The organism is Mycobacterium sp. (assembly GCF_052143115.1).
GTDB lineage: Bacteria > Actinomycetota > Actinomycetes > Mycobacteriales > Mycobacteriaceae > Mycobacterium.
Map to the genome: position 1 here is coordinate 1 of NZ_JBKQTQ010000341.1, position 23,163 is coordinate 23,163.

25 protein-coding genes and 5 pseudogenes are annotated in these 23,163 nt (G+C 65.3%); 11 read left to right on the forward strand and 19 right to left on the reverse strand.

Annotated features, from left to right (window positions below; all coding sequences use genetic code 11):
- The first annotated feature begins 71 nt into the window (after positions 1-71).
- Complete coding sequence (locus ACLQI9_RS32495) at positions 72-1,094, forward strand: Rv1157c family protein (protein WP_442380877.1); 1,023 nt, start codon at positions 72-74, stop codon at positions 1,092-1,094.
- Between the two features lie 58 nt (positions 1,095-1,152).
- Here the strand turns inward: ACLQI9_RS32495 and ACLQI9_RS32500 are convergent, their stop codons facing one another.
- The 4 genes and pseudogenes from ACLQI9_RS32500 to ACLQI9_RS32515 form a co-directional block, all read right to left on the reverse strand.
- Positions 1,153-1,299 carry a DUF1059 domain-containing protein gene (locus ACLQI9_RS32500; protein ID WP_085193644.1) on the reverse strand — a complete coding sequence of 49 codons (147 nt, stop codon included), beginning with the start codon at positions 1,297-1,299 and terminating at the stop codon, positions 1,153-1,155.
- A complete protein-coding gene (locus ACLQI9_RS32505; protein WP_442380875.1) occupies positions 1,296-1,883 on the reverse strand; it encodes an HhH-GPD-type base excision DNA repair protein in 588 nt (195 codons plus the stop codon). The genes ACLQI9_RS32500 and ACLQI9_RS32505 overlap by 4 nt, the downstream gene beginning before the upstream one ends.
- A 57-nt stretch (positions 1,884-1,940) precedes the next feature.
- Complete coding sequence (locus tag ACLQI9_RS32510; protein WP_442380873.1) at positions 1,941-2,354, reverse strand: YybH family protein; 414 nt, start codon at positions 2,352-2,354, stop codon at positions 1,941-1,943.
- A gap of 176 nt (positions 2,355-2,530) precedes the next feature.
- Positions 2,531-2,623 (reverse strand): annotated as a pseudogene (locus tag ACLQI9_RS32515) (HhH-GPD-type base excision DNA repair protein); the annotation flags it as partial.
- Positions 2,624-2,874: 251 nt separating this feature from the next.
- Between ACLQI9_RS32515 and ACLQI9_RS32520 the strand changes: the two are divergent.
- Complete coding sequence (locus ACLQI9_RS32520; RefSeq protein ID WP_442380903.1) at positions 2,875-3,504, forward strand: nitroreductase family protein; 630 nt, start codon at positions 2,875-2,877, stop codon at positions 3,502-3,504.
- A 65-nt stretch (positions 3,505-3,569) separates the two neighbouring features.
- Here the strand turns inward: ACLQI9_RS32520 and ACLQI9_RS32525 are convergent.
- A pseudogene (locus ACLQI9_RS32525) lies at positions 3,570-3,665 on the reverse strand (HhH-GPD-type base excision DNA repair protein); the annotation flags it as partial.
- A gap of 72 nt (positions 3,666-3,737) precedes the next feature.
- On the opposite strand from ACLQI9_RS32525, the gene ACLQI9_RS32530 reads away from it, so the two are divergent.
- Entirely contained in the window at positions 3,738-4,145 is a 408-nt protein-coding gene (locus ACLQI9_RS32530) for a DUF4345 domain-containing protein (RefSeq protein WP_442380871.1), read from the forward strand.
- 4 nt (positions 4,146-4,149) lie between these two features.
- Here the strand turns inward: ACLQI9_RS32530 and ACLQI9_RS32535 are convergent, their stop codons facing one another.
- Together ACLQI9_RS32535 and ACLQI9_RS32540 are read right to left on the reverse strand one after the other, a co-directional pair.
- Positions 4,150-4,338, reverse strand: coding sequence for a DUF5302 domain-containing protein (locus ACLQI9_RS32535; RefSeq protein WP_442380869.1), 189 nt, complete (start codon positions 4,336-4,338; stop codon positions 4,150-4,152).
- 38 nt (positions 4,339-4,376) lie between these two features.
- Positions 4,377-4,820: a PPOX class F420-dependent oxidoreductase gene (locus ACLQI9_RS32540; protein WP_442380867.1), complete on the reverse strand. Its 444-nt coding sequence runs from the start codon at positions 4,818-4,820 to the stop codon at positions 4,377-4,379.
- 39 nt (positions 4,821-4,859) lie between these two features.
- On the opposite strand from ACLQI9_RS32540, the gene ACLQI9_RS32545 reads away from it, so the two are divergent.
- Positions 4,860-5,390 carry a DUF1697 domain-containing protein gene (locus tag ACLQI9_RS32545; protein WP_442380865.1) on the forward strand — a complete coding sequence of 177 codons (531 nt, stop codon included), beginning with the start codon at positions 4,860-4,862 and terminating at the stop codon, positions 5,388-5,390.
- Positions 5,391-5,392: 2 nt separating this feature from the next.
- Here the strand turns inward: ACLQI9_RS32545 and ACLQI9_RS32550 are convergent, their stop codons facing one another.
- Complete coding sequence (locus ACLQI9_RS32550) at positions 5,393-5,758, reverse strand: GntR family transcriptional regulator (protein ID WP_442392867.1); 366 nt, start codon at positions 5,756-5,758, stop codon at positions 5,393-5,395.
- A 36-nt stretch (positions 5,759-5,794) separates the two neighbouring features.
- Here ACLQI9_RS32550 and ACLQI9_RS32555 point away from each other — a divergent pair, with 36 nt between their 5' ends.
- Positions 5,795-6,508 (forward strand): NAD-dependent deacylase, encoded by a 714-nt coding sequence (locus ACLQI9_RS32555; RefSeq protein ID WP_442381688.1) that lies wholly within the window; start codon positions 5,795-5,797, stop codon positions 6,506-6,508.
- Here ACLQI9_RS32555 and ACLQI9_RS32560 read toward each other — a convergent pair.
- The 3 genes and pseudogenes from ACLQI9_RS32560 to ACLQI9_RS32570 form a co-directional block, all read right to left on the reverse strand.
- Positions 6,505-7,149, reverse strand: coding sequence for a class I SAM-dependent methyltransferase (locus ACLQI9_RS32560; protein ID WP_442381686.1), 645 nt, complete (start codon positions 7,147-7,149; stop codon positions 6,505-6,507). The genes ACLQI9_RS32555 and ACLQI9_RS32560 overlap by 4 nt on opposite strands.
- Positions 7,146-7,865 carry a TetR/AcrR family transcriptional regulator gene (locus ACLQI9_RS32565; protein ID WP_442381684.1) on the reverse strand — a complete coding sequence of 240 codons (720 nt, stop codon included), beginning with the start codon at positions 7,863-7,865 and terminating at the stop codon, positions 7,146-7,148. Before ACLQI9_RS32565 ends, ACLQI9_RS32560 begins: the two co-directional genes overlap by 4 nt.
- 211 nt (positions 7,866-8,076) lie before the next feature.
- Positions 8,077-10,347: pseudogene (locus ACLQI9_RS32570) on the reverse strand (MMPL family transporter); the annotation flags it as partial.
- A 395-nt stretch (positions 10,348-10,742) separates the two neighbouring features.
- On the opposite strand from ACLQI9_RS32570, the gene ACLQI9_RS32575 reads away from it, so the two are divergent.
- Entirely contained in the window at positions 10,743-10,898 is a 156-nt protein-coding gene (locus ACLQI9_RS32575; RefSeq protein ID WP_442381692.1) for a hypothetical protein, read from the forward strand.
- 207 nt (positions 10,899-11,105) lie between these two features.
- On the opposite strand, the gene ACLQI9_RS32580 is transcribed toward ACLQI9_RS32575, so the two are convergent.
- On the reverse strand, positions 11,106-11,858 hold the full coding sequence (locus ACLQI9_RS32580; RefSeq protein ID WP_442381682.1) for a 3-hydroxyacyl-CoA dehydrogenase: 753 nt from the start codon (positions 11,856-11,858) through the stop codon (positions 11,106-11,108).
- A gap of 67 nt (positions 11,859-11,925) precedes the next feature.
- Positions 11,926-12,999, reverse strand: a complete 1,074-nt coding sequence (locus ACLQI9_RS32585; protein WP_442381680.1) for a CaiB/BaiF CoA transferase family protein — start codon at positions 12,997-12,999, stop codon at positions 11,926-11,928.
- A 146-nt stretch (positions 13,000-13,145) separates the two neighbouring features.
- Between ACLQI9_RS32585 and ACLQI9_RS32590 the strand changes: the two are divergent.
- A pseudogene (locus ACLQI9_RS32590) lies at positions 13,146-13,957 on the forward strand (enoyl-CoA hydratase).
- Positions 13,958-13,968: 11 nt separating this feature from the next.
- On the opposite strand, the gene ACLQI9_RS32595 reads toward ACLQI9_RS32590, so the two are convergent.
- Positions 13,969-14,688: a CPBP family intramembrane glutamic endopeptidase gene (locus tag ACLQI9_RS32595; protein ID WP_442381678.1), complete on the reverse strand. Its 720-nt coding sequence runs from the start codon at positions 14,686-14,688 to the stop codon at positions 13,969-13,971.
- A 49-nt stretch (positions 14,689-14,737) separates the two neighbouring features.
- The gene (locus tag ACLQI9_RS32600) at positions 14,738-15,895 is read right to left on the reverse strand and encodes an NAD(P)H-binding protein (RefSeq protein ID WP_442381676.1); all 1,158 of its coding nucleotides are present in this window, start codon (positions 15,893-15,895) and stop codon (positions 14,738-14,740) included.
- Positions 15,896-16,099: 204 nt separating this feature from the next.
- Here ACLQI9_RS32600 and ACLQI9_RS32605 point away from each other — a divergent pair, with 204 nt between their 5' ends.
- Together ACLQI9_RS32605 and ACLQI9_RS32610 are read left to right on the forward strand one after the other, a co-directional pair.
- A complete protein-coding gene (locus tag ACLQI9_RS32605; RefSeq protein WP_442381674.1) occupies positions 16,100-17,182 on the forward strand; it encodes a type III polyketide synthase in 1,083 nt (360 codons plus the stop codon).
- Positions 17,183-17,185: 3 nt separating this feature from the next.
- Entirely contained in the window at positions 17,186-17,686 is a 501-nt protein-coding gene (locus tag ACLQI9_RS32610; RefSeq protein ID WP_442381672.1) for an isoprenylcysteine carboxyl methyltransferase family protein, read from the forward strand.
- Positions 17,687-17,698: 12 nt separating this feature from the next.
- Here ACLQI9_RS32610 and ACLQI9_RS32615 read toward each other — a convergent pair whose 3' ends face one another.
- Positions 17,699-19,537 carry an alpha/beta fold hydrolase gene (locus ACLQI9_RS32615; protein ID WP_442392869.1) on the reverse strand — a complete coding sequence of 613 codons (1,839 nt, stop codon included), beginning with the start codon at positions 19,535-19,537 and terminating at the stop codon, positions 17,699-17,701.
- Entirely contained in the window at positions 19,534-20,103 is a 570-nt protein-coding gene (locus tag ACLQI9_RS32620) for a TetR/AcrR family transcriptional regulator (protein ID WP_442381668.1), read from the reverse strand. The genes ACLQI9_RS32615 and ACLQI9_RS32620 overlap by 4 nt, the downstream gene beginning before the upstream one ends.
- Positions 20,104-20,321: 218 nt before the next feature.
- Here ACLQI9_RS32620 and ACLQI9_RS32625 point away from each other — a divergent pair, with 218 nt between their 5' ends.
- Positions 20,322-20,981 (forward strand): polysaccharide deacetylase family protein, encoded by a 660-nt coding sequence (locus ACLQI9_RS32625; protein WP_442381666.1) that lies wholly within the window; start codon positions 20,322-20,324, stop codon positions 20,979-20,981.
- Here ACLQI9_RS32625 and ACLQI9_RS32630 read toward each other — a convergent pair whose 3' ends face one another.
- Positions 20,982-21,764: a crotonase/enoyl-CoA hydratase family protein gene (locus ACLQI9_RS32630; RefSeq protein ID WP_442381665.1), complete on the reverse strand. Its 783-nt coding sequence runs from the start codon at positions 21,762-21,764 to the stop codon at positions 20,982-20,984. It lies immediately after the preceding gene.
- Positions 21,761-22,909: a thiolase family protein gene (locus ACLQI9_RS32635; RefSeq protein WP_442381663.1), complete on the reverse strand. Its 1,149-nt coding sequence runs from the start codon at positions 22,907-22,909 to the stop codon at positions 21,761-21,763. The genes ACLQI9_RS32630 and ACLQI9_RS32635 overlap by 4 nt, the downstream gene beginning before the upstream one ends.
- Positions 22,910-23,036: 127 nt before the next feature.
- Here ACLQI9_RS32635 and ACLQI9_RS32640 point away from each other — a divergent pair.
- Positions 23,037-23,163 (forward strand): annotated as a pseudogene (locus ACLQI9_RS32640) (NAD-dependent dehydratase); the annotation flags it as partial.

Below are 23,163 nucleotides of genomic sequence, written 5' to 3' on the forward strand. Positions count from 1 at the left end.
ACCCACCCTGGCCGGCTCGCGCCCCGCGGCGCTAGCCGGCCACCCCAACCAACACTGACCGGGAGGACACCGTGGTAGTCACCAGGAATCTGATCAGCGGCTTGGCCGCCGCGGCGCTCGCTTGCAGTGCCGCAGTGGCGCTCAGCCCCGGCGCGCTTGCCGACCCGACGCCGCCCCAGCCGCTCCCCGCCCAACAGTTTCCCGGGCTGCCGGCGCTGACCGAGTTGAGCCCGATCATTCAGCAGGCCGCCGGCAACCCCGAGCAGGCGACGCAGTTGCTCATGGCCGCGGCGTCGGCATTCACTCACAATCCGACGGCGCCCGACCAGTCGAAAAACGTTGCGGCGTCCGTGAACCAGTTCGTCCAGGCGCCCAATGCAGCGGTTCCGGCCGACCTGAACCAGCCACCCAACTCCGCCCCCACGGCGCACATCGTCCCGCCCGGCGTGGAACCGGGCGCTCAGGCGCACCTGCCGACGGGTATCGACCCGGTGCATGCCGCGGGCCCCGGGCCCGAGGCCGCATCTGCCCCCGCGACCGCCATCCCGGTAGCCGCGCCGGTGGCACCCGCCGGACCGCCTCCCGCCGCCGCGCCGGCGCCCGCCGCCAGCCCGGTGGGACCACCCGTAGCGCCGGCGGCCGCTCCTGCGGCTACTCCTCCAGTGGCTCCGGGTTTCAGCCCGGACACCCCGCCCACGCAGGATTTCATGTATCCGTCGATCAGCAGTGGCTGTTTGGCCGACGGCGGTAACGTCCTCGCGACCGCGCTGTCAGTGGCCGGGCCCGCGAAGATCCCTACGCCCGGCCCTACATCCGGCCAGACCGCCTACGTGTTCACCGCCATCGGCACACCGGGACCTGCCGACGTGCAGAAGCTGCCGTTGAATGTGACCTGGGTGAACTTGACCACCGGCAAATCGGGCAGCGTGACGCTCAAGCCGCAACCGGACATCAACCCGGCAGGGCCGACCACGTTGACCGCCATCGCCGACACCGGTTCGGGCAGCGTCATGTCGACGATCTTCGGGCAGGTCACCACCAAGGACAAGCAGTGCCAGTTCATGCCCACCATCGGTTCGACGGTGGTGCCCTAACCGCGGTTCTATCCGTCGGCGCGCACCCATAGCCATGTGCGCGCCGGCGGATCAGCCGTCAGTAGGCCATGAACAGAATCGCGTCCCGGTCGTACTCCAGGCCTGGGTGAACGCTGGCCAGGTGTGCCTGGGTGAGCTCGACCAGTTCGTCTTCATCTTTCCCGACGATGGCCTCGCCGCACGGACAGTTCAGGTGTGTCTTCACGTTGCCGCCTTTCCGTTAGCCTTCTTGGCCGCTTTCATCTGCTTCTTATACGAACGCACCTTATCCAGCGAACTGGCGTCGGCGATATCGGCGACCGACAGGTGCGTGCCGGCCTTGCCGTAGTCGCCGGCAGCTGTCCGCCAGCCCTTCGGGGTCACCGAGTACTGCTTGCCGAGCAGCGCCAGGAAGATTCGCGCCTTCTGCTCGCCGAATCCGGGTAGGTCATTAAGTCGCCGCAGCAGCTCGGCTCCGTCCGGATCGCCCGCCGTCCACACGGCGGCGGCATCGCCCTCGTAGTGATCCACGATGATCTGGGCCAACGCCTGGATGCGCTTGGCCATTGCACCTGGAAAGCGATGTATTGCAGGCCTTTCCGAGCACAACGCGGCGAACTTGTCCGGGTCGTAGTCGGCGATCTCGGTTGCGTCGAAGCCGCCCATCCGGTCGGCGATCTTCTTCGGGCCGGCGAACGCGGTCTCCATCGGCACCTGCTGGTCGAGCAGTACACCTATGAAAAGAGCGAAAGGATTCTCATCCAGCAGGGCATCAGCTGCTGGATCACCGGTTAGTCGCAGGTTAGGCACTCGGCCAGTCTAGGGCTACGCGGTAGGTGTATGCGGACATGTGCATGCGAACCTCACCTACTCAACGCTATTGAAGCCTTTGGCCCAGGCCCAGGCGGCTAAGCGCCAGTCGTCGCCGACCTTCCGAAGCGCCACCGTGAAGAACGCGTCCGTCTGCGTAACCTGACTGCCCTTCAATTTGTAGGAGAAGATCACGGGCGCGACGACGTATGCGTAATCGCCAGTGACGTTCACATGCCGTGGCTCGCCTAGAACGATGTTGTAGTCCGATACCCCAAGGTGCTCACCTTCGGCAAGCGCATCCGCATACCAGTCCTCGGCGGCTGTTGGTCCCTGCCACACATGCGGCGACATTCCATCGAGGATTTGCATGGGGTCAGCGCATGCCGTTGCCATCGCCTCCACGTCACCGTGGTTGAAACCGTCGACGTATTGGCGCACCGCCGCCATCGGATCGTTCGAGCTGGCCATTACCCGGTCTCCTTCTTCCGCGAATGTCACGGTAGCTGTCAATGAAGATGTCGCGTCGGTGTAGTGCGGTACGCAGCCATCCCAGAGGATGATCCATGGCGAAAGACCTGGCCGGTAATGCGATTGCGCTTCCCCAAGCATCCCAGGGGGCTCGGTCTAGTCAACATCGTCTAATGCTGGTCGAGCAGCATGCCCACCAGCAACGCGAACGGGTTGTCTCCGAGCAGCGCGTCCGCGGCCGGATCACCGGCTAGTCGTAGGTTCGGCACTCGGCCAGTCTAGGACTGTGCGGCGGCGAGGGAGCCCGTCCGAGCCGACTGACGTCCGCGTTACGCACCGGGGTCGTCAGGGCCGAGCCCTGCGTTCGCCATCGTCAAAGCTTGGCAACGGTGCGTGTTCAAGAGGTGCGAGTTACCGCGTGCTTTAGTCAGCTGTCGACTTGGCGTTCGCCCGAGATAGCCCCATCGGCTGGCCCGACCGTGTTGGAATCGTGGTTATGACGCAGCAAGAGCCCTTAGCCATGCCGCTCGAAGAGGCGATGCGTACGCAACGGGCGATCCGTCAGATCAAGAGTGACCCGGTTGACGACTCGCTTGTGCTTCACATTCTCGAGCTGGCAATGAAGGCGCCGACTGGTTCGAACGCGCAGAATTGGGAATTCATCGTCGTCAAGGACCGCGAAGTAATCGCGAAACTAGGCCGCTTGAATCGCAGAGCCATCAATCTGGCCGGCCCGATCTACAAACGTTCCATTGAACGCCGCGGTGACGAGAAGATGCTCGGGGTACAGAAGGCCGTGCAATGGCAGGCGGATCACTTCGACGAGATCCCCGTCGTCGTTGTGGCATGCCTCAAGGGTGTCATCCCACCCTGGCCTTCGGTGTTGACGAGCAGCGCCTACGGTTCGATTTATCCGGCGGTGCAGAACCTCTTGCTGGCGGCACGTGCGGCCGGGTTGGGCGCGGCTCTGATCACCGCGCCGCTGTGGAGCAAGCTGCTGGCGAGACGCGCCGTGGGCCTGCCGTGGAATGTCACTCCTTGTGCGCTAATCCCTCTTGGCTGGCCGATTGGCAAATACGGTCCCACGACGCGTCGGCCAGTTGGAGAGCTCGTCTCGCTCGACAAATACGGCAATCGAGCGTTTCTGTAGGCGAACACGACACGAGCCCCGACTAGAGCACGCAGAGATTGCTTCTTCACGGTTGTAAGCGTCTACTGCTGGTCGAGCAGCATGCCCACCAGCAACGCGAACGGGTTGTCTCCGAGCAGCGCGTCCGCGGTCGGGTCTTGAGCAAGCTGCAGCTTCGGCACCGTCACAGTTTAAGACCGTGCTGACGAGTTACGGTGTCGGTACGCCATTCGCTCGGTGAGGGGAGGATCAAGATGACCGACCGCTACTTGAAGAACCTGGCAGTGTTCACCGGACTCTCCTGTGTCGCCATCGGCATCTACCACTTCGCTCTCGGTACAGCCTCGGTGCCCGGCGCGACGGACGCCAACGCCACGGTCGATTCGCGGGAGCGGTTCTACTCGGCGTATTTCGCCGGGTATGGCTTCGCCTGGCTACGAGCCGCACGCAAATCCCCGATCCGGGCCGGTGACGTGCGTCTACTGGCGGGCCTCATGCTGCTGAGCGCTGTTGGACGGTTGATCTCACTGGTCCACAACGGCCGGCCGCACTGGCTCCAGGAAGTGCTCACGGCAATTGAATTCGTTGTTCCCGCAGTATTTTTCGGGATAGCAGAGGCTGCGGAACAACCGAGCGAAAGCGAGCTGAACCCCGCCGGGTAGCCGACTAACCGCTTTTGCGGCGGAACTCTCGGCGGTTCTCCACCGGCCCGTGCACGCGGGGCTGCTTGGCGCCGCCGTCCTTGTGATCCGATCCGCCAGACGACTTGGCATTCTTGCGTTCGAGCGCCTCGCGGAATTTGCGTTTGGTGTCGTCCTCCGACGCAGAATCCGTCCCCGACTTGGATGCAGCCATGCCCGCAGCCTAGCGCGCCCGCGGCGATTAGGTCTGAATCACCGCACGCCCGGCGGCATGCCGTATACGTGTGCGATCGGCATCGTCAGCAGTACCCGACGGTCGGTGACCATCGCCTGGCGGTAGTCGTCCCAGTCCGGGTGTTCGCCGGCGATGTTGCGGTACAAGGTAATCAGCGCTTCGACAGTGTCGTCGTCGACCGCGAGCGCCGGCGGTGTCAGCTCCGCGGCGCCCTCGGCGACGGCATACGACCAGCCGTCGTCGGCGCTGACCAACAGCGAAGCCCGCGGGTCGCGGCGCAGGTTGCGGGTCTTGGCCCGCGGCTCGGTGACCGACACCTGAACGGCGACGTTGCGGGCGTCAAAGTAATACGACACGTTGGACAGCTGTGGACGTCCGTCGCGCTTGACAGTTGCCAGCACGCCGAGCGAATTGTCGGCGATCACGGCCAGCAGCTTGTCGTCGAACACTTGGCGTCCCATGTCGAAAGCCTACTAGTCGACGCTCGCTACCATCAGCTCATGACCCGCTACGCGGCATTCCTGCGCGGCGTCAACGTCGGCGGCGTCAACCTCAAGATGGCCGACGTAGCGGACGCGTTGGCCGAGGCTGGTTTCGCCAATGTGCGCACGATCTTGGCGAGCGGCAACATCGTCCTGGAGTCACGGGCTGGTGCGGATGCGGTGCGCACCAAGGCGGAGACGGCACTGCGCAAGCGTTTCGGATACGACGCGTGGGTACTGGTCTACCCCATCGAGACGGTACGGACCATCGTCGCTGCCTATCCGTTCGAGGCCGAACTGGACGGATACCAGTCCTACGTCACGTTTGTCAGCGACACCGGCGTGCTCGACGAGCTCGCCGCACTGGCCGACCAGGCCGGCGCCGACGAGAAGATCGCCCGCGGACCCGATTCCGCCGGCGTGATCTATTGGCAGGTCCGAAAAAACAACACGCTGGACAGCACCATCGGCAAAACGATGGGCAAGAAGCGATACAAATCGTCGACCACCACCCGCAACGTGCGCACGCTGGCCAAACTCCTGCGGTGATCTCAGTCCTCGGAGGCGGCCTCGACATAGCGCAGCGCGTCGGCCTTGCCGAGTCCCAGTCCGCGAGCGACGTCGAGATAGGCGCGCGCGGCCGCGGCCATCGCGGAATCCGACGGGTCCGCCCGCGCGACGAATGTGCCAAAGCGTCCACGGGTTTCGACGACGCCGGCGGTCTCCAGCTCGCGGTACGCGCGGGCCACGGTGTTGACCGCCAGACCGAGCTGACCGGCCAGTTCACGTACCGTAGGCAGCCGGGCGCCGGGTGGCAAACTACCGTCCCGAATCGCGTCGATGACCTGGCTTCGCAGCTGGTCGAACAGCGGTCGACCCGCTTGTCCGTCAACTCGCAGCCACTCCCCCAACTCCACCTGCTCAGTATCCCGCAGTCCCGCTATGTTGGTGGGGTGCGGATAACGGTCCTGTCCGGCGCGGGAATCTCGGCGGAGAGCGGCGTGCCGACGTTTCGCGACGACAAGAACGGACTGTGGGCCCGGTTCGACCCCTACGAGTTGTCCAGCACGCAAGGTTGGCTTCGCAACCCCGAACGGGTTTGGGGATGGTATTTGTGGCGGCACTATCTGGTGGCCACCGTCGAGCCCAACGCAGGCCACCGCGCCGTCGCCGCCTGGCAGGACCACGCCGAGGTCAGCGTCGTCACGCAGAACGTCGACGACCTGCATGAGCGTGCCGGTAGCTCACTGGTACATCATCTGCACGGCAGCCTGTTCGAGTTCCGTTGCGCGACTTGCGGTATGCACTACACGCGCGAGTTGCCCGAGATGCCGGAGCCGGCTTTGGAAGTTGAGCCACCGACCTGTCACTGTGGCGGCTTGATCCGACCCGACATCGTCTGGTTCGGCGAGCCGCTGCCCGAGGAGCCGTGGCAGCACGCGGTCGAGGCGACGACCGCCGCCGACGTGCTGGTCGTGGTGGGGACTTCCGGCATCGTGTACCCGGCGGCGAGTCTGCCCGAGTTGGCGCTGGCGCGCGGCACGGTCGTCATCGAGGTCAACCCGGAGCCGACGCCGCTGTCCGACAGCGCCACCATCACCGTGCGCGAGACGGCAAGCAAGGCGCTGCCGACATTGCTGCAGCGGCTGCCCGCGCTGCTGAACTAAGCCGGACGCCGAGCCCGGCCGAGCACGAACTCCGACACCGGCAGCGGCGCCCACGCCGGCAAGGTCCGCTCGATTCGGGCATGGTCCACTTCGAATCCCGCAGCGCGGATCGACTGCTCGGTGTGGCGGTGGGTGTGGCAGTTACCCGCCAGCCTCGGCCATATCGTCGCGTCGACCAGCTGCTGGAACCGGCCCCGAATCCCGCCGGTGGCCACATGCTCCAGAAATCGCAGCTCGCCGCCCGCGCGCAGACACGAAAGCAGTTCCCGCAGAACGGAATCGGGGTCGCTCACCGAGCACAGCACCAGCGAGCACACCACCGCGTCAAACGGCTCGGTGGCCGAATAATTCTCCACCGCCGCATCGCTCACCACGACCGGAACGTGTGCATCGGCGGCCGCAGCGCGAGCCCGTACCGCCAGCCGATGCTCGGGCTCGACCGCGACGACCTGCACAACGGAATCCGGGTAAAAAGCGAAGTTGGTCCCCGTGCCCGCACCGACTTCTAGGACTCGGCCCGACAACCCGGCCAGATTCTCCCGACGCAGCGCACGAATCTGCTCGGTCTCGTGGGCGGCGATGGTGGGCCAGATCCGGGCGAAGAACGGGTTGTCGACCTTTACCGGGGCCGATGACGTCACGCTTGCGAACCTTCCTTGGGTTTCTGCAAAGATCCAACCGCCATCAGCCACTCCACGGTCTGCTGCGGGGTGGCATCGGCGCCGACCAGTCCCTCCACGATATGTCCGCAAAACACCGCACCGAGCACCCGGTCGGCGAAGTCTTTGGCATCGCCGAACGGCAGGTGCGGTTTAGCGATCAGCAGCGACGCCACCCCGTGCGCAGCACTCCACAGTTGCAGAGCGACGGTCGTCGCATCGCCGGGCGGGCAGCTGCCCTCGTCCATCAGCGCCCGCACGGTGGCACACATGTGCTCGAACGCCGAGCTGGCCAGGGCGGCGTCAACGTCGCTGCCCGAGCGCCACTCACCCATCGTCGCGATCCGATAGAGCTCGGGGGTCTCGGTGGCGAACCGGATATACGCCAGCCCCTGGGCTCGTAGTACCTCGATGGTGTACGGCTGCCCCACGGATACCCGCTGCATTTCGTCGTCCAGCTTTTCGAAGTAGCGTGCGCACACCGCGTTGAGCAGTGTGTCTTTGTCTTCGAAATGCAGGTAGATCGATGGCGGCGTCACACCGACGCGTTGCGCCACCGAGCGGATCGACACCGCCTTGGCGTGACCCGTTTCCAGCAAGAGTTCGGTAGCGGCGTCCAGGATTTGGTCGCGAAGCAGCTCGCCGGACCCGCGTGGTGCGCGACGGCGGCGAAGATTGTCCGTGGACGGGCTAACCACGGTGGCTGACCGTTGCGGGGGCACGTGCGCCCCGAACGCCGATGGACCCCACGGGCGCGGCCGGGTCGACGTCTTCGCGGCGATGTCTTCCACTCGAACGGTCAGGAGGCGCCGGGAACGTCGCGGCGGTGCGTGCGCCACGATCGCCATTGAACCCCATGGGCGCGGCCGCGTCGACGTCTTCGCGGCGATGTCTTCCACTCGAACGGTCAGGAGGCGCCGGGAGCGTCGCGCCGTCGGCCGCCTCACTGATCCCGAACCGCTCATGCAGCCACACCAGTGGTTTGGGCGCCCACCAGCTCCACTGGCCCAGCACGTGCATGAACGCCGGAACCAGAACCATCCGCACCAACGTCGCGTCGGCCAGCACGGCGAGCGTCAGGCCGGAACCGAACATTCGCATGAACGACACGTGAGCGGCGATCAACGCGGCGAACGAAATCGACATCACCAGCGCAGCGGCGGTAACCACGCGGCCGGTCCGCGCCAGGCCGAGGGCCACACTCTCGTCGTTGTCGGCGCGAATCGTTCTGCTGTTCGCCGTCGCGGGGCGGGCTGCGACGGAAGCCAACCAGTACTCCCGAATCCGGGAGACTAGGAACACCTCGTAATCCATGGACAGGCCGAACGCCACGCAGAACAACAGCACCGGGATGTTCGCGACCAGCGTCCCGCTCGGGGTTGTGCCCATTGCGCCGAGGTGGCCGTCCTGGAAGATCCACACCAGCGCGCCGAAAGCCGCGGTCAGCGACAGCACGTTGCACACCAGCGCCTTCACCGGCAGCACCACGCTGCCGGTGAGCAGGAACAGCAGCGCGAACGTGATAACGGCGATGAGCCCCAAGACCAGCGGTAGCCGTGTGGTGATCCCGTGCACGCTGTCGCGGTTGATCTGTGCCAGGCCGGCCATCTCTACCGACTGGCCGGCGGGCCCGTTGACCCCGTGCAGCCGGTCGAGCTGGGTCTGGGAGGCCTGCGAGAACAGCGGCGCGGTGCTGGCGACGGTCAAAAATGCGCTGCCCCCGGTCATCCCGGTGGGCGCCGACGGCGGTCCGGCCCGGTTACCGGCCACGAACGTCCCGGTTGGGGCCGATACCGCCGAGACGTCGGCCACCCGGGACAGGTCCGCGGCGTAGCGGTCGAAGTCGCCCGGACGCACCCCGCGGACGTCCGGGACGACTACCGGCACCGCCGTCGCTGAGTCATCGGTGAAGTCGCGGCGCAACTGGTCACCAACCGCATGCGCCGAAGCCGATTTCGGCAGCACCCGGTCGTCGGGCATACCCCACTTCACCCCGAGGAACGGAACCCCGAGCATCAGCAGCAGCGCGACGACGGCCAGACCGATCGGCACGGCCCGGCGCGTCACGAACTTGGTCGACCGATACCAGAACAGCTGTTCCACCGGTTTGCGCACCGGATCCGGGCGACCGAGTATCCGCCGTCCCAGCCGGCGCACGTCGAGTGCGTCCAGCCGTGGCCCGAGCAACACGATCGCCGCCGGTGTCACCACGATCGCCGCCACAGCGACGAACGCCACGGTGGCCACGCCGGCGTAAGCGAACGACTTCAAGAAGTACATCGGGAACAGCACCATCACCGCCATCGACAACGCGACGGTGGTCGCCGAGAAAAGCACCGTGCGGCCGGCGGTGGCCATGGTCCGGATCAGTGCCTCGTCTCGGCCGGCGCCGTCGGCCAGCTCGTCGCGGTAACGGCTGATGATCAGCAGGGTGTAGTCGATGGCCAGGGCAAGGCCCAATGCGGTGCTCAGGTTGAGCGCGTAGATCGCCACGTCGGTGCTGAAAGTGATAAGCCGCAACGCCGACATCGACCCGACGATCGCTAGCCCGCCCAGAGCAATGGGCAAGGCGGCGGTCAGCAGCCCACCGAAAACCCAGACCAGCACCACGAAGCTCAGCGGAATCGCGATCGATTCCATCAGCAGTAGATCGCGTTCGTTCTGGTGGTTGATCTGGGTGTACGCCATTGCGAGCCCACCGGCTTGAACGGTGACACCATCCCGGTCGTGCACGACATCACTCGCCAGGGTCTTGGCGTAGTTCTGCGCGTTGTTTTCGCCGCCCTTGAGGTTCGCCACGATCAATCCGGACTTGCCGTCCTTGCTCACCAGATCGGCGGCGGCCTGCGGCGGCGATGTCCACGCCGAGGACACGTTGAACACAAACGGTGACTGTTTGAGATGGTCGACGATGTCGGTGCCGACCTGGCCAGCCTGGACGCTGCGGGCACCGGCGGGCGAGGTCACCACGATCAACATCTGCTGGTCGCTCTGCCCGAACTTGTCGGTCAACAGGTGAAGTGCCCGTGCCGACTCCGACTCCGGGTCCTGAAAGCCACCGGCGGAGAGGCTCTTGGCGACCGGCAGCCCGAAGATTGCGGCTGCCACCATGACCAGGCCTGCGACCACCAGGATTCGGCGCGGCGCGACGATGGCAAGGCGAGCGATTCGCTGCAGCATGCGTGTCCTTCCTCCGTGAACTACCCGCGCTAACTTATCGGTGATAACTTAGCCACGCAACGTTCGAACGCTTCCTCAAGCGCCCTACCTAATAGATACGGACCCGGCACCCGCGATGGTTCACCCGTAAAGCGGATTAACCAGGCCATTTTCCGCAGCCTATAGCGTGCTAATTGGATGCGCGACGAACATCCGGGAGTCCGGACGTGCCGTCCACCCAGGCCCGACAAGACTTCAAGCAGCCATCTCGATGCAGTACGCGACATCTCGCCGGCAATCGATGACGCCCCACCCAGCCCTACCGAAGGCCGGCGAGTGCGGCATCCCAGCCAGCCAAAACCTACCCGACGGTAATATTGCCAACGTTTTCCGAATCGTGACTCAAAGATTCCTTAATGGTTGCTCATAAGCTCATCTACATGTGGATCGACGACTCGAGTGCCGACGTGATCAAAGCTGATTTCGAGGCTCTCTACCACGGCGACGTGCTGGTAGAGGGTGAGTGCTCGGAGCAGCTCGACGATTGGCACCCGCTGCCCACCGCGAGCTGATCTGCGCGGAGCGCGCCGGTCGATATGGGCGCGCCGATAACGAGGTGAGACTGAGCCTCAACCGCTCCTTTGCCATTGCCTCATTGTTAGGGTCCCCGCTTCGGCGGGGACCTTTCTATTCGCCCGACTTCTCCGCAGCCGCTTCACGGCTGCATCGTCGTCAGGCGTTTTCGGCTCGGTTACCGGGTTGGCTCGGTTACCGCTGTCCTACCTCGGGGCCATCCGGATCGCGCCGTCCAACCGGATGACCTCCCCGTTGAGCATCGGATTCTCGACGATGTGCACGGCCAGCGCGCCGTATTCGTCGGGTTTACCCAGCCGGCTGGGGTGCGGCACCTGCTTGCCCAGCGACTCCCTGGCCGGCTCGGGCAGACCGGCCAGCAATGGGGTGTCGAACAGGCCGGGGGCGATCGTCACCACGCGGATGCCCTTGCCGGCCAGGTCGCGCGCGATCGGCAGAGTCATGCCGACCACACCGCCCTTGGACGCCGAGTAGGCGGCCTGCCCGATCTGGCCGTCGAAGGCCGCCACCGAAGCGGTGTTGATGATGACGCCGCGCTCTTCGCCGACCGGGTCGGTGTTGGCGATGCGCTCGGCGCCCAGCCGCAACACGTTGAAGGTGCCGATCAGGTTGATATCGACCACCTTGCGGAACGCGTCCAGCGGGAAGACACCGTCCTTCCCCAGCACTCGGATGGCGTTACCGGTACCGGCGCAGTTGACCACGATGCGCAGCGGGCCCAGTGACTCGGCGATATCCAGGGCCGAGGTCACCGCTTTCTCGTCGGTGACGTCGGCGGGCGCGAAGCGGGCACGATCGCCAAGCTCGCGGACCACCTCCTCACCTTTGAGGTCGAGCACGACCACCTGCGCACCGGCGTCCAGCAGGCGCTTGGTGGTGGCCAGGCCCAGGCCTGAGGCTCCACCGGTGACGAGTGCTACGGCATCTCTGATTTCCACGCAAATGTTCCTTTCGGTCCGATCGGGCCGCTCCCCCCAAAGGAGCCGACCTACTAGTTGGTCGGGACTATACCCAGTCGCTGAGGACGGCTTCGGTGTCGGCTCCGGGCTGCCCCGGCGGGCGCGGCTCACCCGGAGCCGTGCGCGAGAACCGGGGCGCCGACAACGGCTGCAGGCCGCCGCCGGTTCGGTAGAAGGTGTTCCGCTGGGTGATATGCGGCTCGGTCTCCACCTCCCCGAACGCCAGCACCGGCGTCACGCACGCGTCCGAATCAGCGAACACCTTCGCCCAGTGATCGCGGTCGCGGCTGGCGAACACCTCGGTGAACCGGGCCCGCAGCTCGGGCCAGCGGGTGCGGTCGTTCTGCTTCGGCAGATCGGCGGCGTCCAGGCCAAGCCCGGCCAGCATCGCCGCGTAGAACTGCGGTTCGATCGCACCCACCGCGACATAGCGACCGTCAGAGCATTCGTAAGTGTCGTAGTAGGGGGCGCCGCCGTCGAGCATGTTGGTGCCTCGCTCGTCGGTCCACATGCCCATGGCGCGCATCGCCCACATCATCTGCACCAGAACCGATGACCCGTCGATCATGGCCGCGTCGATGACCTGGCCCTTGCCGGAGTTCTGCCGTTCCCACAGCGCCGCCAGGATGCCGACCAGCAGGAACATCGACCCGCCGCCGAAGTCGCCGACCAGGTTCAGCGGCGGTACCGGCCGCTCATTGACCCGGCCGATCGAGTGCAGCACGCCGTTGAGTGAGATGTAGTTGATGTCGTGACCGGCTTGCTGGCTGCGCGGGCCGGTTTGTCCCCAGCCGGTCATCCGGGCGTAGACGAGCCGGTCGTTCACCTTGGCGCAGTCTTCCGGGCCCAGGCCCAGCCGCTCGGTGACGCCCGGACGGTAACCCTCGATCAGCACGTCGGCCTTGGCGACGAGCTTGAGCACCAGCTCGCGGCCCGGCTCAGACTTGAGGTCGGCGATGACGAAGCGCCGGTTGCGCAGCATCGGGTCGGCGCCGCTGGCTCCGGGCCGGTCGACGCGCACGACGTCGGCACCGAGGTCACCGAGGATCATCGCGGCGTGCGGGCCCGGCCCAATGCCGGCCAGCTCAATCACCCGCAACCCCGTCAAGGGTCCTGCCATTAGCGACCTCCTTGTCGACAGACCAATACCCCGTGGCGATCGCCAGCGCGGCGAAGCCGGGCGCAGCGGGTCGCCACTAATCACACAGTCGCATCTTCGCAGCCGGGCCGGGTGGCGGTGCACCCCGGTCGCTTAAGGTGATCCCCATGACCGCCATCGATTCCGGAATCGACACCCTCGCACCCGTCACCGGGCTTGCCGTCACCCTTACCGACGGGGTGCTTTCGGTGACGTCGATCGTCCGGACAGCCTGAATTCGCTGACATTGCCGGTGCTCGTGGGCATCGCCGATGCGATGGAGCGGGCGGCCACCGATCCGCGGGTGAAGGTGGTGCGTTTGGGTGGTGCCGGCCGCGGCTTCAGCTCCGGAGCGGGAATGAGCGCCGACGACGTGGCCAGCGGCGGGCCGGGGACCGGGCTGATCTTGGCGGCCAACCGCGCGGTCCGAGCCATCGCGGCGCTGCACTGCCCCGTCGTCGCAGTCGTTCAAGGTCCGGCCGCCGGCGTCGGTGTATCCCTGGCCTTGGCGTGCGACCTGATATTGGCTTCGGACAACGCGTTTTTCATGCTTGCGTTCACCAAGATCGGTCTGATGCCCGACGGCGGCGCCTCGGCGCTGGTCGCGGCTGCGATCGGTCGCACACGAGCGATGCGAATGGCATTGCTGGCCGAACGGCTGCCGGCCGCCGACGCGCTGGCTTGTGGCCTGATCAGCGCCGTCTACCCGGCCGACGACTTCGAGGCCGAGGTGGACAAGGTGGTGTCCGGATTGCTGTCCGGCCTCGCGGTGGCATTCGCGAAGACCAAGGACGCCATCAACGCGGCCACACTTGGTGAGTTGGAGGCTGCGTTGCAGCGCGAACTGGATGGTCAGGCGATCCTGCTGAGATCACCCGACTTCCTCGAGGGCGCAAAGGCTTTCCAAGAGCGTCGGACACCGAACTTCACCGACAGCTGATTGCGGCAAGTTCACAGACCGAACAGCGGGGGCAACGCCAGCAGCACGACCAGGGTCCAGACGAAGTGCGTCAGGATCGGTGCCAGCACCCCGCCGGTGGCGCGCCGTTCCAATGCACACACGGTCCCGAGGATGATGGCGGCGAACCCGAGCATCGGGTTGCCGCTGGCCAACGTCGCAGCGACGTAGACGATGGTCGAGACCAGCGCCGGGTGGTACCGGCCCAGCGCGGTGTAGAGCGCACCGCGGTAGAACAACTCCTCGGCGATCCCGCCGAGGAGCGCGACGGTCATCGTGAGTCGCCACGATCCCTGATCGGTGTACTGCAGCACCCGGGTGATCAGCTCGGAGACCAAGGGGATCTCTCTGGCGATCAACCCGCCGAGCACGAAGACCGCGCCCAGCGCCAGACCGATCACGGTGCCGCTGATCACCGGACGCTGGTTGCGGCCACGCCAGCAGACGCCGCCGAGATGCAAAGGCCCTGAGGCGAATGCCCCGAGCGCCCACACCGCCGTCAGCGCCAGTGTCAGCCAGTAGAAGCTCGACTCGCCGGGGTGCCGTCGCAGGGCCAGACCCAACACCCCCGCGCCGAGGAGCAGCACGATCGCGACGACGACCCGCCGGCGTCGCTTGATTGCGGGCGGCTCATTATGCGGCACAGCGACATTGACTATCCCGCGACGGATATCGGCCAGGGCGCTGGTCTGTGGGTGACCGACGTCAGTCATGGGCGCCGCTCCTCCTCATCGCTTCGCTCTGCATCGTCGCCGGCGCGCGTCATACGAAAGGCACCTTCGGTGTCAGGGTGATCAGCAGGTCGAGGCCGGTTCGCAGTGCACCGGCAATGGGTCCGGGGACGGCATCAACCAACGCGAGGCCGGGCCGCGCGATCGATGGTGTCACCATTCCCGCGAGTCGCCGCAGCCGCAGCGCATCGCCCCCGGCCCACGCCGGATCGCTGTCTGCAAGGTGGTGCGGATCGCCCAGCGCGTTGACCGCAAGCGGTCGGCGACCCGACGAACTCGATAGGGCCCGGGCGATCGCTTCCTCGACAGAAACCAGCCCACCGGGTGGGTCGGGAACCAGATCACGCAGGCCGGAGCCAGCGGCTTCCATCGGGTGATCCAGCGACTCCACCAGATCGGCGGCCAGCCCGTCGGGCACCGGCACCGCCACCGCCGTAACCCATGACGCCACCGCGGTGTCAACTCCGGGTGCCGGCAGACTCGTGTGCCACTTACCGGAAATCCGCGCATAGGTTTTCCGCAGCGCATGGTATGACGTCCGGTCCGGGCCGGCGATGTCGTAGGCGCCCGCAGGTACCTGTCCGGGATCGGCCGCCGCGACCAGGTAATAGAGCACGTCGCGCACGGAAATCGGGTCGATCGGGTTGTGCATCCACGCGGGGATCGGGATGACCGGGAACCGGTCGCCGACGTAGCGCAACATCTCGAACGACGTCGAGCCGGCGCCGAAAATCAATGCCGCGCCGAGCCACACCAGTTCCGGACCGCCGTCGACCGTCAGCGCCTGGGCCACCTCCGCCCGGCTTGTGAGGTGCTCGGACAGCACCCCATCGTCAGGGTCGTCGGGGACGAACCCGCCCAGATAGACGATGCGACGCACACCGGCGTCGTGGGCCGCGGCCGCGACGCTGCCGGCCGCGTCCCGGTCGGCGTCGCGAAACCCTGGCTGACCGATCGCGTGGACCAAGTAATAGACGACGTCGACCGGGCCGGCGGCGGCGAACGCCGCGCGAACCGACTCGGCATCGGAGGCATCCAGAGCGACCGGGTTGACGTCGTCAAACCAGCCAAAGCGAGCAAGTCGCGCCGGGTCGCGGGTGGCGGCCAGCACCTGATGGCCGGCTGTGAGTAGCGCTGTGACCAGCCGCGATCCCACGTAACCGGTCGCGCCCGTCACCAAAATTCGCACACACTCCAACCTACCGACCCTGGCGCATGCGGGCAGGGTTTGGTTGTTGCCGGCGATATCGCAGGCAGAAACGGCGTGTCCGGGTCCGGCCGGCACACGCGACGGGGGCGCGATGCACAATCCGATCAATTGTGGTTTAGTTCCAATAAATCGGATACAAAGAAGCGGCCCAGCCGCGACTGACCACTTGGATACGATTACAAGATGCGCCCTGTTACGCCCGGCGAGCAGGGGGGGAACGCCAACACCACGCCATCCGCGTCCGTCGCGGCGGTAGCCATCGAATTTCCGCCGCACCAGGTCGGCCAGCGGGAGGCACTGTCGGGCCTGACCGGCTTCGGCGGGCCGCGGTTCGACCGGTTCGGCGCCAGCGCCGGCGTGCGAACCCGCCGCATCTCATTGCCATTGCCGCAGTACGGCAAACTGACCGGCTTCACCGAAGCGAACGACATCTTCATCGAGACCGCGCTGGAACTCGGTGAGCGCGCGCTGCTCTCGGCATTCGACGCCGCCAAGGTCAAGCCCGCCGACGTCGATATCGTTTTCTCGACGACGGTCACCGGGTTGGCGGTGCCGACCTTGGAGGCCCGGCTGGCGACCCGCGTCGGCTTGCGACCCGACGTCAAGCGAGTGCCGCTGTTCGGACTTGGCTGTGTCGCCGGGGCGGCCGGGGTGGCCCGCATGCATGACTACCTGCTGGCCTTCCCCGATCACGTGGCAGTGTTGCTCGCTGTCGAACTGTGCTCATTGACGCTCCAGCGTGAAGACTTCTCCATCGCCAATCTGGTGGCGGCCAGCCTGTTCGGTGACGGTGTCGGCGCCGTCGTTGCCAAGGGATCTGCGCTGACACCCATGGGTCCGCGGGTGTTGGCCACCCGCAGCCGGCTCTACCCGGACACCGAAGAGGTCATGGGCTGGAATATCGGCAGTAACGGGTTCCAGATCAAGTTGTCCACAGAAGTCGCGACCGTCGCCGAGAAGTACCTGGGCGAAGACGTCCGCAACTTCCTGAAAGACCACGGCCTTACCTCCGAGGACATCTCGACGTGGGTCTGCCATCCAGGTGGACCGAAGGTGATCGAAGCCGTCGAGCACACGCTGGACCTTCCGGCCGACGCCCTTGACCACACCCGGAACTCGTTGCGCGACAACGGGAATCTCTCGTCAGTGTCGGTGCTGGATGTGCTTCGCGCCAACATGGCCGATCCACCGCCACCGGGCTCATTCGGGCTGATGATGGCGATGGGGCCGGCGTTCTGCTCGGAACTCGTGCTGCTCGGCTGGTAAGTCGTGTACTACCTGCTGATCCTCGCGATCGGCATCGAGCGGCTGGCCGAGCTGATCGTCTCCAAACGCAACGCGCGATGGGCTTTTGCCCACGGCGGCAAGGAATTCGGCCGCGGCCACTACCCGGTGATGGTGACGCTCCACGCTGCACTGCTGCTCGGTTGCGTCGTCGAGGTTTGGGCATTGCACCGACCATTCATCCCCTGGCTCGGCTGGCCGATGCTCGCGCTGGTGGCACTGAGTCAGGTGCTGCGCTGGTGGTGCGTAGCCACATTGGGCCATCGGTGGAACACGTTGGTGATCGTGGTGCCGCAAGCGCCGTTGATACGGCGGGGTCCGTACCGCTGGCTGCATCACCCGAATTATGTGGCCGTCGTCGTCGAAGGTGTGGCGCTACCGCTGGTGCACACGGCGTGGCTGACCGCGGCCAGCTTCACGATGGCCAACGCGCTACTGCTCGCGGTGCGGATCAGGGTGGAAAACGCGGCGCTGGGCTATACATGATTGAGGTCGGGGTCACGAGTTTGATTGCACAACAGGTTTTTCCGCCCCACCCACATATTCGCCCAGATGTCGGCCCCCGAGCCAGCCTCGGGGCTTCGTCAGCTCGATGGTCAAGTCGGAGAGACTGCGTTTGTGAAATGAGCGTCGCAGAGCAAACAGGTTCAGTCTGTTCGTGTATTCAAGCCCGGCGATTGCCGCCGCCTGGGGCGCGCCACGCTTCCGCAATGGCCGGCAACCGACATCTTCGAGAAGTCTGGAAAGTTCAGTGGGTCTTGCGAACCGGCGGAAGTCGTGAATTGACTTGTACATACCGGCCACATACAACGGGCCGACGGTGACGAAGGCCAGCCAGGTGTACAGGTTCCGGTCTGGAGCCACATAAAACACCCGACCGCCGGGTTTCAGCGCACGATAGGCATTCGCCAGTACCGCGCGGTGCTCGCCACAGTGGTCGAGTATTCCGTGCATGTAGACGACGTCGAATTGATTGCTGGGCAGAACGTTCCGATCGCGGATGTCCCCGACGTGGAATTGAACGCTCGCGATGTCGGCGAAGGACCGCCGCGCTGCCCGGATGGCTTTGTAGTCGACGTCGAAGCCATCGATTTCCCAGTCCCGTAGCTCGGGCACCAGCTTGAGCAAACCACGGATCGCGTTACCGCTGCCGCAGCCGACCACGGCCATCCGCGAATGCTCGGTTCCTGCGGACTGGGGTAAGTAGTCTCGCAGGAATTGCCAAGCGACGTAGTCGATTTTGCTGACGAGCTCTTCGGTGAACCGCCAGTGCGCGCTGGCCTGGGCCTGGACGAAGTAGCGCACACCGCGTTCAATCGTGCCGTTGTGGACTCTCGTGAGGAGCTTGTCGAGCCAGGAGTAGCGGTAATCCGGCTCGCCGCTGGCCTCGCTGCGACGCTCGCGGTGGAGGAAGTCGAAGTACGCCCGCTCTTCGACGTCGAGCGGCGCAGCCCACGAGCGCGCTCGACCTAAGACGCGCTCACGTATCCATGAATCGACAACCCGGCTATACAGGTCGGTCTCGAAGAGCATGAGCTGATGTCCGCCGCCGGGCATCACAAAGAGGTCTTTGGGTCCGCCGACGCGCCCAAAGCAGGCCCGGACATGATTTGGATCGACGATCTCGTCGTTCTCGCCACAGGCAATCAGGACGGGCGTGGTATTCGCCGCGGCGGGCTGATTCGGCTTGTAGTTGAAGACGGAGTGGTAGCTCTTGAAGCCGTAGGACCAGACATTGAGCGGGTCAATCAGCTTCTCGGGCAACAAATCTGGGTCTTCCTGGTAGGCGGCTTTGAAGTCGATGAACCGGCGTAGCGGCACCCGAACCCGGTCGCCTAGACCGCGGGCCAGACGATCCATTGCCGCCGAACGCATTAACCGAATCGAGCGGTTCATCTGCAGCTCGTCGTTCAGCAGGATATTCACGCAGACGGCTCCGGCCACCCGCGGGCAACGGGCGAGCGCGTGGAACGCAATTTCGCCGCCCTGACTGGCCCCGTGCAGCACCACCGGAAGGCCGGTGCGTTCGGCCGCGTGGTCGGACACAGCCCGAACGTCTTCGAGGAAGTCTTCGAAGGTGAAGACGCCTCGCGGGCCCACAGTGCGCCCGTGGCCGGTCAAATCGAAGGCCCAGACCGTGGCCGGAAAGCGTCGCCGGAATTGCTCGGCGAAATCGTGGTAGGCCGCGCTGTAGCCCGCGGTGCCATGCACCAGAACCAGCGTGTACTGGGCGTTCGGATGCTCGTAGCGTTTCAGGAAGAGGGGCTTGCCTTTGCTGCCCGCGATGCTCGCGTCGACTGGGGACTCAAGCGCACTTTCCGGCTTGACGGTCGTCATGGCGCTGAATGCTCCGTTCCTTGAGCGATGAGATGGTTGATCAACAGTTGAGCGTGGGCGTCGAACTCGGCCCGGAATGCGGTTTCGTCGTTGGTGAAGGGGCGGCGCATCGCCATCCCGAGGAGAAATGTCTCGATGAGCCCGCTCGATAAATCGGTCTCTGCTCCGGGAGCCAGATCCTCGATGAAGCGTGCGACATTCCGCCGTTGGGTTTGCTGGTAGTCCAAATAGGCTTGTTTGAGGGACTCATTGTGGTTTGCCGCCGCGGCGAATTCCACCGTGAAGGACGCGGCGAGCAAATTGTTCACGAAGAGCGCATACAGCAGTTCTTTTGCAGCATCCAGTCGTTCAACGACAGATCCGCGCTGCGGTAACTGGTCGAATGCCGTCGAGAAGATGTCAGCGGCCATCTTGCCAATCGCCGACTGGAGCAGCCGTTCTTTGGTGTCGAAGTGGTGGTGAAGCAGGGGTTGCGAGACACCGGCGCGCGCGGCGATCCGCTTCATCGAGGATTTCTCGTAGCCAAACTCGCAGAAGCACTCGAAAGCCGCCGCGAGGATACGCATTCGGGCGTTTATCGCAGCGGCTGGACTCAGCTCAGCGGGCGTTGTCGACGAAGTCTCCGTTGTCTCTTGTCGGTGATCCAGGCTACAGTAGCTGACTGATCGATCAGTTAGCACCCATATGGCGACAACTCAGAGCTAGCGTTGCCAGTTGACGCACTCGTCCCCAGAGGGGAGGGCCGAGCGCCTCGGCGTCGGAGTGAGAGAGGTCAATCAACGCTGTGCCGCGAGGTAGACGGATCACCCTCACTTTCGACAACGGACCGACGCCCGGTGTGACCGACGAGGTTCTCGACATACTTGCGGAGAGGTCACTCCGGGCGATCTTTTTTGTCGTCGCCAACCGCGTAGACGGAGACGCAGGAGCGCGTGCCCTGCTCACGCGAATGGTTCGGGATTGTCACCGGGTGGGCAATCACTCGCTGACTCACGGCCGACCACTAGGCGAGCTGGGTAAGCAGGAAACCATCGCCGAAATCGCCACGGCGCACGAAATTTTACGGGGATTTACCGGCGAAAACTTCCTCTTCCGCCCCTGGGGCACCGAGGGTCAGCTAGACCGGCGGTGCCTTAACCGCACTGCGGTCAACTATCTGGTGAGCGGGAAGTACACCTGCGTGTTATGGAACAGCGTGCCGCGCGACTGGGCAGATCCGGTCGGGTGGATCGACCGGGCGCTTGCCGATGTCCGCGCGCGGGAACACACCCTGATGGTGGTTCACGACCTGCCGTCCGGCGCCATGGACGGACTACCACGCTTTCTCGACGCACTGGACCGCAGCGGGGTGGCAGTGACTGCCGAACTGCCCACCGAGTGCGTGCCGATCGTCGGCGGCCGCATCATTAGTCCTGTCGACCATCTGATGCCGCTCGACAATTGATCAGCGTGCCTTCCAAACCGGCTGGCGTTTTTCGGCGAACGCCATCGGGCCTTCTTTGGCGTCCTCGGATTTCAGCAATGTCCCGAACTCGCGTGCGGTGCGGGCCCAGCCCGGTTCTTCGTCGGGGATGACGCCGTCGTCGGCGCCGTATGCGATCCGCTTGCTGGCCTGCACCGACAGCGGCGCATTCACGGTGACCCGCTCGGCCAGGGCCAGCGCGGCCTCCAGCACCGTGCCGTCCGGGACGACCTGGTTGATCAGTCCCCACTGGGCGGCCTCGGCGGCGCTGATCGGCTCACCGGTCAGCAGCATCTGCATGGCGACTTTGCGGGGCAGCTGATGCGCGATGCGGAACACGCCACCGGCTCCGGCGATCAGCCCGACCTTGACCTCGGGCAGGCCGAACTTCGCGCGTTTCTCGGCCACCACGAGGTCGCTGGCCAGGGCCAGCTCGGTGCCGCCGCCCAACGCGGTTCCGTTGACCGCCGCGATGGTCGGCTTGTCGATGAAGTGGTGGACGTAGCCGGCGAAGCCCCATTCGCCGTGGTCGGGGTGGTACAGATTCTCGCGGCGCGAAATCGCCTTGAGATCTGCTCCCGCACAGAAGGATTTGTCGCCGGCGCCGGTGATCACCACCGCCCGCACCTCGTCGTCGTTTTGGGCTTGTTCGAGCGCGTCGCCGACGGCGATACTGACCGCGCCGTTGACCGAGTTGCGGGCCTCGGGCCGGTTGATCGTGATCACCAGGACATTGCCGCGGCGCTCGGTGAGCGCTGCCGTCACAGCAGCTCCACAATGGTGGCGTTGGCCTGGCCACCGCCCTCACACATCGTCTGCAAGCCGTAACGAATTCCCTTGTCCCGCATGTGGTAGAGCAGCGTTGTCATGATCCGGGCGCCGGACCCGCCGAGCGGATGGCCGAGTGCGATCGCGCCGCCGTTGGGGTTGAGCTTCTTCTCGTCAGCGCCGATGTCCTTCAACCAGGCCAATGGCACCGGCGCGAACGCCTCGTTGACTTCGAACACCCCAATATCTTCCAGCTTCAGTCCGGAGCGCTTCAGCGCCTTCTGGGTCGCCGGGATCGGTGCGGTCAGCATGATCACCGGGTCAGCGCCGGCCAGTGTGGCGGTGTGCACCTTGGCGATCGGGTTGAGTTTCAACGACTTCGCCTTCTCCGCCGACATGAACAGCAACGCCGCCGACCCGTCGGAGATCTGGCTGGAGTTGCCGGCGTGAATCACGCCGTCCTCCTTGAAGGCGGGCTTCAGCTGCGCCATCTTCTCCATCGGCGTGCCCCGGCGGATGCCTTCGTCCTTGAGCACAACTGTGCCATCCTGATCCTTGATGGCCACGATCTGGTCGTCGAATGCACCGGAATCCTGTGCGGCACCCGCTTTTTCGTGAGATCCGAGGGAGAACTCGTCGAGTGCGGTCCGGTCGAACCCCCACTGCTCGGCGATCATCTCCGCGCCGATGCCCTGGTTGGGGATTGCACCGTCATACCGGTCGAGGAAGGCCTGCGAGAACGGCCTACCGCCGTTGGCGAGAGAGGCCCCCATCGGAGTCCGCGACATCGACTCCACGCCGCCGGCGACGACGACGTCGTAGTGGCCGGCGATCACACCCGCGGCGGCGAAGTGGATCGACTGCTGGCTGGACCCGCACTGACGGTCGACGGTGACACCGGGAACGGTCTCCGGCCAGCCGGCGGTCAGCAACGCGGTGCGCCCGATGTCGAGCGCCTGCTCGCCGGCCTGCATGACGCAGCCCCAAATCACGTCGTCGACGATCTCGGGATCGATGCCGGCCTTCTCAATGAGTCCGTTGAGAACCTGCGCGGACAGGTCGGCGGGGTGTACGCCGGACAGCCCGCCGTTGCGCTTACCGACCGGTGAACGCACCGCCTCGACGATTACGGCTTCAGCCATCGGATTGTCCTTTCGATGAGTCTTGACTGCTCTACTTGATTCTTAGCAGCCCCGACCAGCCGGTTGGTAGCCGGCCCGGCTGCAGCCGAGCCCGTGACGCACAGGGGCCCGGGTAGCGTCGCATGGCATGTCGCGCATTGTCGTCATCGGCGGCCACGGCAAGGTCGCTTTATATCTGGCCCGCATCTTGACCACGCGGGGTGATCAGGTCACGTCGGTCTTTCGCAATCCCGCCCACGCCAACGACGTCGCCG